This window comes from Streptomyces sp. 8L (genome assembly GCF_020176795.1).
Classification (GTDB): domain Bacteria; phylum Actinomycetota; class Actinomycetes; order Streptomycetales; family Streptomycetaceae; genus Streptomyces.
In genome coordinates this window covers 1-11300 of record NZ_JAIUKE010000411.1, presented here as the reverse complement: position 1 = coordinate 11300, position 11300 = coordinate 1, and the positions used below count along the sequence as shown (strand labels likewise).

The 11300-nt window shown below is 74.3% G+C and carries 6 protein-coding genes; 3 read left to right on the top strand and 3 right to left on the bottom strand.

Annotated elements, in window-relative coordinates; genetic code table 11:
• The first annotated feature begins 39 nt into the window (after window positions 1–39).
• A complete protein-coding gene (locus LCE31_RS29005) occupies window positions 40–2868 on the top strand; it encodes an FAD-binding and (Fe-S)-binding domain-containing protein (protein WP_263632438.1) in 2829 nt (942 codons plus the stop codon).
• Window positions 2869–2942: 74 nt separating this feature from the next.
• On the opposite strand, the gene LCE31_RS29000 is transcribed toward LCE31_RS29005, so the two are convergent.
• From LCE31_RS29000 to LCE31_RS28990, 3 genes are all read right to left on the bottom strand, one after another.
• Window positions 2943–3707, bottom strand: coding sequence for an SGNH/GDSL hydrolase family protein (locus LCE31_RS29000; protein ID WP_225019433.1), 765 nt, complete (start codon window positions 3705–3707; stop codon window positions 2943–2945).
• A 282-nt stretch (window positions 3708–3989) separates the two neighbouring features.
• A complete protein-coding gene (locus tag LCE31_RS28995; protein ID WP_225019431.1) occupies window positions 3990–5120 on the bottom strand; it encodes a glutathione-independent formaldehyde dehydrogenase in 1131 nt (376 codons plus the stop codon).
• A 73-nt stretch (window positions 5121–5193) separates the two neighbouring features.
• On the bottom strand, window positions 5194–6567 hold the full coding sequence (locus LCE31_RS28990) for an L-fuconate dehydratase (protein ID WP_225019429.1): 1374 nt from the start codon (window positions 6565–6567) through the stop codon (window positions 5194–5196).
• A 380-nt stretch (window positions 6568–6947) separates the two neighbouring features.
• Between LCE31_RS28990 and LCE31_RS28985 the strand changes: the two genes are divergently transcribed.
• On the top strand, window positions 6948–8258 hold the full coding sequence (locus LCE31_RS28985) for a M14 family zinc carboxypeptidase (protein ID WP_225019427.1): 1311 nt from the start codon (window positions 6948–6950) through the stop codon (window positions 8256–8258).
• A gap of 281 nt (window positions 8259–8539) precedes the next feature.
• Window positions 8540–11191, top strand: a complete 2652-nt coding sequence (locus LCE31_RS28980; RefSeq protein WP_225019425.1) for an ATP-binding protein — start codon at window positions 8540–8542, stop codon at window positions 11189–11191.
• The last annotated feature ends 109 nt before the right edge of the window (window positions 11192–11300 follow it).

Below are 11300 nucleotides of genomic sequence, written 5' to 3'. Positions count from 1 at the left end.
CCCGCCCCCGGCCCCACCCCCGCGGAACTCGCGAACGGGCTGCGGCGGGCCGGTGTCGCCGAGGTGGACACCTCCGTCAGGCGGCGCGCCGAATACTCCTCCGACGCGTCCAACTACCGCGTCGTACCGGCCGCCGTGGCCTTCCCCCGGCACACCGACGAGGCCGCCGCCGCGCTGAGCGTGTGCCGGGACCTCGGCGTGCCGCTCACCGCGCGCGGCGCCGGCACCTCCATCGCGGGCAACGCGATCGGGACCGGCCTCGTGCTCGACTTCTCGCGCCACCTGGACGGGGTGGGGGCCGTCGACCCCGAGGCTCGTACCGCCGTCGTCCAGCCGGGCGCCGTGCTCGACGCGATCACCGCGGCGGCGGCGCCCCACGGACTGCGCTTCGGCCCCGACCCGTCGACCCACGGGCGGGCCACCATCGGCGGCTCCCTCGGCAACAACGCCTGCGGCTCCCGCGCCCTCGCGTACGGCAGGACCGCCGACAACGTCGTGGACCTCGACCTGCTCACCGGGGCGGGTGTGCGCCTCACGGCGCGCGAGGGCGCCCTGGGCGGCGCCGCGGGGAGGTACCCGACGGACAGTGCCGAGGCCGAGCTGCTCAGCGGCCTCGACGCGCTCGTACGCGACCGGCTCGCGCTGATCCGGACCGAGTTCGGCCGCTTCCGCCGGCAGGTCTCCGGCTACAGCCTGGAGCACCTGCTCCCGGAGAACGGCGCGAACCTCGCGAAGTTCCTGGTCGGCACCGAAGGCACCCTCGGGGTGGTCCTCGGGGCCACCGTCGCGCTGGTCGAGGCGCCCCGGCACACCGCGCTGGCCGTCCTCGGCTACCCGGACATGGCCGAGGCCGCCGACGCCGTCCCCGCGCTCCTGCCGCACCGGCCCGTGGCCCTCGAAGGCATGAACGCGCGCCTCGTCGACGTCGTACGGGCGCGGCGCGGCGCCGCCGCCGTGCCCGACGTCCTCCCGCGCGGCGGCGGCTGGCTGTTCGCCGAGACCGCGGGGGACACCCCGGGCGAGGCGGCGGACGCCGCCCGGCGCCTCGTGGCCGCCTCGGGGTGCCTCGACTCGGCCGTCGTCTCCGGCGCCGCCGCCCGCGCGCTGTGGCACATCAGGGAGGACGGGGCGGGCCTCGGCGGGCGCACGCCCGCGGGCGAGGCCGCCTGGCCCGGCTGGGAGGACTCGGCGGTGCCGCCCGACCGCTTCGGCCCGTACGTGCGCGAACTCGGCGCGCTGATGGGGCGGCACGGCCTGGACGGGCTGATGTACGGCCACTTCGGCGACGGCTGCCTGCACGTGCGCGTCGACTTCCCGCTCGCCCGGCGCCCCGCGCTGCTGCGCCGGTTCGTGACCGACGCCGCCGAACTGGTGGCCGGCCACGGCGGTTCGATGTCGGGCGAGCACGGCGACGGCCGCGCCCGCGGCGAGCTGCTCGGCCGGATGTACAGCCCGGAGGCACTGGCCGCGCTCGCGGGCGTCAAGCACCTCTTCGACCCCGCCGACCTGCTCAACCCCGGGGTGATCGTGCGCCCCCGGCCCCTGGACGCGGACCTGCGGGTGCCCGCCGCCACGGCCCGGCCGCGCGCCCTCGCCTTCGCCTACCCCGACGACGGGGGCGACTTCACCTCGGCGGTGCACCGCTGCGTCGGGGTGGGCCGCTGCCGTGCGGACGCCACCGGCGGCGGGGGAGTGATGTGCCCGTCCTTCCTCGCCACGAAGGACGAGAAGGACTCCACGAGGGGCCGCGCGCGTGTCCTCCAGGAACTGGCCAACGGCCGCCTGGTGAAGGGCGGCTGGCGCTCCCCGGAGGTCGCGGAATCCCTCGACCTGTGCCTCGCCTGCAAGGGCTGCGCGAGCGACTGCCCGGCCGGTGTCGACATGGCCACCTACAAGGCGGAGGCGCTCCACCAGCGCTACCGCCACCGGCCCCGCCCCGCCGCCCACTACGCCCTGGGACAACTGCCGCGCTGGGCACGGCTCGCGGCGCACGCGCCCCGGCTGGCCAACACCCTCCTGGCACTCCCGCCGCTCGCCGCGCTGGCCAAGCACGCGGGCGGCATCGACGCGCGCCGTGAACTGCCGCGCTTCGCCGGGCGCACCTTCCGCGCGTGGTTCGAGCGCCGCCCGCGCCCCGGGGGCACCCCGGTCACCCTCTGGGTGGACACCTTCACCGACCACTTCACCCCGGAGGTCGGCCGCGCGGCCGTCCGCGTCCTGGAGGCCGCAGGATACGCCGTACGCATCCCCGACGCGCCCGTCTGCTGCGGTCTCACCTGGATCACCACCGGCCAACTCGACGGAGCACGAGCCCAGTTGCGCAGGACCCTGCGGGCGCTCGAACCGTCCGTGGCGGCCGGCGTCCCGGTCGTCGGCCTGGAACCCTCCTGTACGGCCGTCCTGCGCGGGGACCTCCCCGAGCTGCTGCCCGACGATCCCCGGGCGGCGGCGACGGCCGCCGCCACCCGCACCCTCGCGGAGCTGCTGACCGCGACACCCGGATGGTCACCGCCCGACCTGCGCGGGGTGCGCGGAGTGGCCCAGCCGCACTGCCACCAGCACGCCGTACTCGGCTGGGAGCGGGACGCGGAGCTCCTGCACGACGCGGGCGCGGCCGTCGAGGCGGTCGGCGGCTGCTGCGGTCTGGCGGGCAACTTCGGTGTGGAGAAGGGGCATTACGAGGTCTCGGTGGCCGTCGCCGAGACCGCGCTGCTGCCCGCGGTGCGCGGCGCGGGCGAGGGGGACGTGGTGCTCGCCGACGGCTTCTCCTGCCGCACCCAGCTCGGCCAACTCGCGGGGCGCGGGGGAACCCACCTCGCTCAGCTGCTCGCGGACCATCTGCCCCACGAGCCGCCGCCCGCCCCGTAGAGCAGCTCAGGGACGGGCGGCGACGCATGCGAGGCCCCGGGCGAACCCCGGAGGAGCGGGCGGCGGCGTGTGGGTCAGTGGACGAGCTCCGCGGCTCCCGCGGTGGCCGGGAGCGGCTGGAGGCTCTGCGGCACGGAGGCGAGCGCGCGGTCCCAGACCGCCGCCATCTTGTCGTAGCCCTCCTGCTTCGGGTGCACGCCGTCGGCCAGGTCCGCCTCGGTGAGCGCCGCGTGCATGTCCACCAGGTGGACGTGGGGGCCCTTGCTCGCGACGATCCCGGGGATGGCCGCGTTGAAGGTGTTGACCATGGTGGCGTGCGGCTCGCCCTGTTCGGTGATGATCTCGGCCACGAACAGCTCGACGTCCGGCTTCTGCTGGAGGATGTGGTCGATCAGCGTCGACAGCCGGGCGGGCGCGTTCGCCACGTCGTAGTTCTGGTTGATGTCGTTGGTCCCGATGTGCAGCAGGACGGTGCGCGGGTCGCTGGTCCCCAGCCAGTTCACGATATTGGCGTCCAACTGGTCGATGCGCCAGCCGGGATGGCCCTCGTGGTCGTGGTCGCCCAGCGCGGCCGGCCCGTTGAACTGGGAGCCGACGAAGTCGATCCGGTGGCCCTCGGCGCCGAGCCGCTGCCACAGGTTGACGCGGTAGCCGCCCGGGTAGGGCGTGTAGCCGTCGGTGATCGAGTCGCCGAGCGGCATGATCCGTACGCCGCCGTTCGACTCGGCGGGGGCGGCCTGGCCGGCGAAGGACGGGGACGAGCCGATCAGCATGGCCCCGAGGGCCAGGAGGAGGGCGCCGAGGAGGGAGGCGAATCGGCGCGACGAGGTTCTGAGCACAGCAGTTCCTCTCCGTGGGGGTGGCCTGTGAATATCACAAGTCACGTACGGCGGAAAGGAGTTGGGCGAAACGAGGGCCTCTTGGGCGCAGCACGCGGGGCTCGTGGGCCGAGCGTGCGGCCGGTATCCGCGCGCGCCCCACCGGGGCGCCTGAGGCGCCCCGCGGTGGGAGTGACCGACGAGGCTCGCGTACTCCGGTGCCGGGTAGCCGGGTAGCCGGGTAGCCGGGCAGCCTGCCGGACGGCCGGACGGCTGGACGGGCAGCCGGCCCGCGGCGGTGGTTCAGGGCTTGAGGACGACCTTGGTCCAGCCCGCCACGCGGTCGTCGAAGTTGTGGTACGCCTCGGCCGCCTCGTCCAGGGGCAGTTCGTGCGAGACGATGAACGACGGCCTCGCCCTGTCGTGCTCGATGAGCTTGCAGAGATGCCGGTTGTACGCCTTCACGTTCGCCTGCCCCGTGCCGATCCGCTGGCCCTTGAACCAGAACTGCCCGAAGTCGAAGGGCAGTTTGCCCTGCTTCGTCAGCTCCGTCGGGGCGCCCTCGTCCTGCGGAAGGAAGACACCGACCACACCGATGGCACCGGTGGCCTTGACCGAGGCGACCAGGTCGTTCATCGTCCGCTCGGGCTCCTCGTCGCCCTGCGGGTCGTGAGCCTGGTAGCCGACGCACTCGCAGCCCTTGTCCGCGCCGCCGCCGGTCAGCTCCAGGATCTGGTCCACATGGTCGCCCGCGGAGTCGTCAATGGCCACGGCGCCCGACTTCTCCGCCAGGCGGAGCCGGTCCGGGTGCCGGTCCACGACGAACACCTGGCTCGCGCCCCGCAGGGTCGCCGAGTAGGCCGCCATCAGTCCCACGGGACCGGCGCCGAAGACCACCACGGACTCGCCGGGCGACACGTGGGCGAGTTCGGTGGCGTGGTAGCCGGTGGGGAAGATGTCCGCCAGCATCACGTAGTCGTTCTCCTTCTCCACCGCGTCCTCGGGGAGCACCAGGCAGTTGAAGTCCGCCCACGGCACCCTCAGGTACTCGGCCTGGCCGCCCGCGTACGTTCCCATCGCCGCGAAGCCGTAGGCGCCGCCCGGTGTGTCCGAGTCGACCGACAGGCAGAAGCCCGTCAGCCCGCGCTCGCAGTTCGCGCAGAATCCGCAACCGACGTTGAACGGCAGGCACACCCGGTCACCGACCTTGACACGGTCCACGCCGTCCCCGGCCTCCACCACCTCGCCGAGGTTCTCGTGCCCGAGGGTGCGGCCCGTCTCCATGGGCGTCCGGCCCTCGTACATGTGCAGGTCGGAACCGCAGATGTTGGTGGAGGTGATCCTCACGAGGACGTCGGTCGGCCTTTCGATCCGGGCGTCCGGCACGTCCTTGACCGCGACGTCCTTCGGACCTTCGTACACCAGCGCCTTCATCCCGGGCTCCCCACTCTCGCTGCGACATGGTCATGGCGCGGGTGCGGGTAACCGATCGGCGGGGACCTATGCCTCATTTCGGCGCACGGGAGGCGGCCGGTCCTCGGCGCGCCGCGCGGGCGCTCCACACGGGTCCGTCCGGGTACCGGAACTCCTTGAGTGTGTCCTCGTGCATCCGGGCGCCGAGGCCCGAAGCCGTCGGCGCCGCGTAGTGGCCGTCCGTGATCCGCACCGGGTCTGTGAAGTGCTCGTGCAGGTGGTCCACGTACTCGATGGCCCGGTCCCGCGTGGTCCCGGAGACGGCCACGAAGTCGAACATCGACAGGTGCTGGACCATCTCGCACAGCCCCACGCCGCCGGCGTGCGGACACACCGGCACCCCGAACTTCGCGGCGAGCAGCAGGATCGCGAGGTTCTCGTTCACACCGCCCACCCGGGCCGCGTCGATCTGCACCACGTCCACCGCGCCGGCCTGGAGCAGCTGCTTGAAGACGACCCGGTTGGCGACGTGCTCGCCGGTCGCCACCTTGACGGGCGCGACACCGCGCCGCACCGCCGCGTGGCCGAGCACGTCGTCGGGGGAGGTCGGCTCCTCGATCCAGTACGGCGCGTACGGCGCGAGCCGCCGCATCCACTCCACGGCCGACGCCACGTCCCAGCGCTGGTTGGCGTCCACGGCGATCCGGATGCCGTCGCCCACCGCCTCGCGCGCGACCCTCATCCGCCGTACGTCGTCCTCGACGGACCCGCCGACCTTCAGCTTGATCTGGGTGAAGCCGTCGGCGACGGCCTCGCGCGCCAGCCGGGCCAGCTTCTCGTCGGAGTACCCGAGCCAGCCGGGCGTGGTGGTGTACGCGGGGTAGCCGCGCTCCAGCAGCCGCGCGGTGCGCTCCGCGCGGCCCGGCGCCGCCGCCCGCAGGATCTCCAGCGCCTCGTCCCTGGTCAGGGCGTCGCTCAGATACCGGAAATCGACCAGGTCGACAAGTTCCTCGGGGGACATCTCGCCCAGCAGCCGCCACAGCGGCCTGCCCGCACGGCGTGCCGCCAGGTCCCACGCGGCGTTCACCACCGCCCCGATGGCCATGTGCATGACACCCTTCTCGGGACCGAGCCAGCGCAACTGCGAATCGTGCACGAGATCGCGGGAGAAACCTCCGAGGTCTGTGCACAGCTCCTCGATCGAACGGCCCACCACCTGCGGCGCGAGCACTTCGATGGCCTTGGCCTGCACGTCGTTGCCGCGACCGATGGTGAACGCGAGAGAGCAGCCCTCGACCCCGTCGGCGGCATCGGTGCGCAGCACCACATAGGCGGCCGAGTAGTCGGGCTCCGGGTTCATCGCGTCCGAGCCGTCCAGATGCTCGGAGGTCGGGAACCGGATGTCCAGCACGGTCAGCTCGGTGACACGGGCGGACGGCGCCGGCGAAGGCGTGGGGGCGGACGTCATGGCAACACTCCAGACGGGCGGGAGGCGCGGCGGTTCGAGGCAGCCCCCTCGGGCGGGGTCAGCCTAGAGCGGCAGACATCCAATGTCTAGCAAGAGATTGGATGTATAAGGGTGAGCATGCGATGCAGGGGTGGCGCTGAACTGCGTTGATGTCCATCTGTCCACTTTGGTTGAGGTCGATACATGGGATGTGTGGCGGTCGGGAATCCGATGTGGCCGGTCGCCCCGCCGGGTGGCCGCCGCCCTTGCCTCAAAGGCTCGCAAAGCCGGACGGTCCCTGTGACGGCCAGTGTTGACGCCCTACCTTCCAGTGACCGACTATCACTCGGTGTGCGGCGGGCCGGGGCCGCGTACCTGAGGGACCAACAGATCGGACCGCTGTGGCGCCGCGCTACCCCACCGTCGGTGAACTGACCGCACGCGCCGCAGCGCTGGCCGCCGCGTATCCCGAACGTGCCGCGCTGCGCCGCATAGGCCGCTCGCGGGGCGGCGAACCGCTGACGCTGCTGACCGTCGGCCACGGCGCGCGCGACGTCCTCGTGGTCGCGGGCCCCCACGCGAACGAGCCGGTCGGCGGCGCCACCGCCCTCCGTCTCGCCGAACATCTCGTCGACGCGGCGCCCGGCGACGGGCCCGGCGCCGCGGCCTGGCATCTGCTGATCTGCCTCGACCCCGACGGCGCCCGCCGCAACGAGCGCTGGCTGCAAGGACCGATGACCCTCGGCCACCACTTCCGGCGCATGTTCCGCCCCAACTTCTACGAACAGCCCGAGTGGCTGCACGCGCGCTCCGAGGCCGAACTGCTCCCCGAGACCCGCGCCCTGGTCGACCTCCAGGACGAGATCAGACCGTTCCTCCAGTTCTCCCTGCACGGCGTCGACATCGGCGGCAGCTTCGTGCAGCTGACCCGTTCGCTGCCGGGCCTCGCGGGCCCGCTCGCCCGCTCCGCCGCCGACCTGGACATCCCGCTCGAACTCAGCCCGTTCGACGCCTTCTTCTGGCCGAGCCCCGGTACCGGGGTCTTCGACATGCCGCCGCCCACCCGGCGGGACCAGTTCACCGCCACCCCGTCCTCCAGCCACGCCTCCACCTGGTACCACCCCTACCGGTACGGCACGGTGACCGCCATCGTCGAGGCGCCGATGTGGGCCGCTGACGAGATAGCCGACGCCTCCGCCCACCCCGACCCGCAGGGCGCCATGACGGCCGTCGGCCGGCTGACGGAGCGGGACGCCGAATTCCTCGCCGAGATGGCCGACCGCGTCAGACCCCGCATCCCGGCCCAGGTCGCGCCGCTGCTGCGTACCGTGGACGAGTTCCGGCGCAGCTGCCCCTCGCTCGTCGCCGAGTGGAGCCCCGAGTCGTTCGCCGCGTTCCCCGGCGGGCTCGGCGGCTTCAATCGCGCCCAGGTGCTCGCGCTGACCATCGCCGCACGCCGCCTCGTACTGCGCACCGCGGGCATGCTCTTCCAGGCGGTCGAGGCGTGCGGTCCCGCGGCGCACGACGTACGGGACCGGCTCGACCGGTTCCTGACCGCGCGGTGCTCGGTGTTCGAGCAGCGGTGCAGGCCGCGCTGGATTCCGGTGGAACACCAGGTGGAGCACCAGTTCCGGGTGGTGCGCTCCGCCTTCGGCCTGGCCGCCTCCTCCGGTACGCAGGGGCAGAACACGGCGGCCTCGGCACGGGCGTGATCCAGGCGGCCCCGTACGCGGTCGCGGCGGACCGCTCCGGCGGCCGGTGTGCGGCCGCTCCTCCAGCTGGTGTGCGGCGGCTGCTCCGGCCGGTATGCGGTGGCTCCTCCTGCCGGTATGCGGCGGCGAAACATACCCCAACGGGCCCGCTTTCGCACGCGAACCGCCGCAGAACGCGGTAATCGAGTCGGATCACCGCCTTCTGGCCGTCCGCGCGGCTACCCTCGACTCCTCACGGTTCGACACATTCGGCGCCGCATGTGCGAGAGGGGAACAGACGGATGGATTTCCGCTCCGGCCTCCCGCACGACCTCCCGCTGCTGGAGCGCGAGCCGGAACTCGCCGCCGCCGCACAGGCCGTCCGCGCGCTCCGCGGCGAGACCGCTCCCGGCGCACGGCCCACGGGCGGCGTCCTCGTCTACCGCGGGGCGGCGGGACTCGGCAAGACGGCGCTGCTCTCCGAGGTCCGCAGGATCGCCGGGGACCGCTGCGTGGTCTGGTCGGCGCGCGGCGGCGAGACGCTGTCGTCCGTCCCCTTCCACGTGGTGCGCCAGCTCCTGCAACCCGCGCTCACGGCGGGCCCCGGTGAACTCCTCGGCGACTGGTACGAGATCGCGGGCCCCGCGCTCGGCATCGCGCCACCCGGCGCGCAGTACGGCGACCCGCAAGGGGTCAGGGAAGGCCTCGACGTGCTCGCCTGCGGCCTCGTCGACGCGTACGGGCCCCTGGTCCTGCTCGTCGACGACGCCCAGTGGGCCGACCGGGAGACCCTGTCCTGGCTCGCGTCCTTCGCGCGCAGGCCCGGGCCCGACCTGCCCGTGCTGCTCGTCGTCGCGCACCGCACCGACGACGTCACCGGCGACGTGGCGGACCTGCTGGAGGCCGTCGGCGACGCCGCCAGGCTGCGCGCCACGCTCAAGGCCCTCACCCCGGGCGCCGCCGCCCGGCTCGCGACGGCCGTCCTCGGCCCGCGCGCCGACCCCGGGTTCTGCCACGAGGTGTGGGCCGTCACCGGCGGCAACGCCTATGGCACGGTCGAGCTGCTGGCCCGCGTGCGGGACAGCCACCTCGACCCCGTGGGCGGGTCCGCGCCCGCGCTGCACGAGCTCGCCGCCTCGACCCGCGGCGCGGGACTGGTCCGGCGGCTGGCCGAACTGGGCACCGCCACCGTCCAGTTCGCCCGCGCCGTCGCCGTCCTCGGCGCCGGCACCCCGCTGGGCACCGCGAAGACGCTGGCCGGCATGGGCCCGGCCGAAGCCGAGGAGTGCGCCGCACGGCTGCGCGCGGCCGGGATACTCGAAGGCGCCGACCGGCTGGAGTTCGCGCACCCGCTCGTCGCGAGCGCGGTCTACCGGTCGATCCCGCCCGCCACCCGCACCGCCCTGCACGGGCGCGCCGCCTGGGCCGTGACGCGCTGCGGCGGGGGAGCCGCCGCGGCTGCCCCGCACCTGCTCGAAGTGCACCCCGACGGAGACCCCGAGCTCGTACGGCAGCTCCGTGACGCGGCCGCCGAGCACCTCGCCGTGGGCGCGCCCGACGCCGCCCGCAGAGCCCTCGAACGCGCCCTGGAAGAGCCCCCGCCGCCCGCCGTGCGCGCCGAGGTGCGCTACGAACTGGGCTGCGCCTCGCTCCTGACCGCGCCCGCCACGACCGTCGGCCACCTCCGCGGCGCCCTCGACACCCCGGGCCTGGCCGGCGGCCACCGCGTCGACGCCGTCCTGCGGCTCGCCCAGGCGCTGGCCCACAACGACCAGGGCGCGGAGGCGGTCCGCATGGTCACGGCCGAGGCCGAGGTCTGCCCGCCCGGGCCGTTCAAGGACCGGCTGACCGCCGCCCGGTTCCTCTGGGAGGGTCTGGGAGCGGCCGAGAGCGACGGCCCCCTGCGCTCCCGGCGCCTCACCGAGGCCGCCGGGAGAGCGGCGGGCGGCGGGAGCACCGAGCGCGTGCTGCTGGCGCTGCGGGCGTTCGACGCGGCCGTGCGCGGCGAGAACGCCGCACTGGTGGCGGCCACCGCGGAACGCGCGCTGTGCGACGGCAGGCTCGCGGACGGCATGCGCTGGACCGACACGGAGTGGAGCTTCGAGGTGCCGGCCCTGCTGGGCCTCGCGTACGCCGTCACCGACCGGCTCGACCGGGCCGAGGCGCTGTTCGACGAGGCGCTCCACGCGTTCGACCGCGCCGGCTTCAGCGGCGCCCACCTGGCGTTCGCCCACGCCATGCTGGGGTACGTGCACCGCAGGCGCGGCCGGCTCGCCGAGTCGGAGGCGTACCTGAGGGAGAGCCTCCGGCTCACCGAGGGCTTCGGCAGCGGCGGCCCGGTGCAGCGGGAAGCCGTCTGCGCGCTGATCGACACGCTCCTCGCGCGCGGGCACACCGACCGGGCCGCCGCCTGCGCCGAGCGCTACGGGTTCCTCCCGCCCTACCCGACGACGATGATGCTGCCCGACGCGGCGTGCGTGCGCGGCAGGCTGCTGCTCGCGCTCGGCCGCACCGAGGAGCCCACGGCCGAGCTGGAGGCCGCGGGCAGGGCGCTCACCGGGCGGGGCCGGCACAACGTCGTCGTCGGGCCCTGGGCACTCGACCTGGCCCGTGCCCTCGCCGCGACCGACCCCCTCAGGGCCGCGGAGCTCGCCTCGTACGCGCGCGCCGAGGCGGACCGCTCCGGGACCCGTACCGCCGCCGGCTCGGCGCTGCTGTGCGCGGCGTCCCTGGAAGAGGGGGCCGCGCGGGTCGCGCTGCTGGAGCGCGCCGTGGCACACCTGGAGGCGTCGCCCTGCGCGTACGAACGGGCGCGGGCGCGCGTCGAGTACGGCATCGCGTCCGGGTTCACCGCCGAACTGGGCGCGGGCCTCGAACTGGCCGAGCGGTGCGGCGCCGACGGGCTCGCCGAGCGGGCCGGGAGAGCCCTGGAGTCCGACCGGCTGCGGCACTGACCGGGCCCGCTGCCGTACCCTCGCACGATGCCTGCTCGTCGACGACGCCCAGTGGGCCGACCGGGAGACCCTGTCCTGGCTCGCGTCCTTCGCGCGCAGGCCCGGGCCC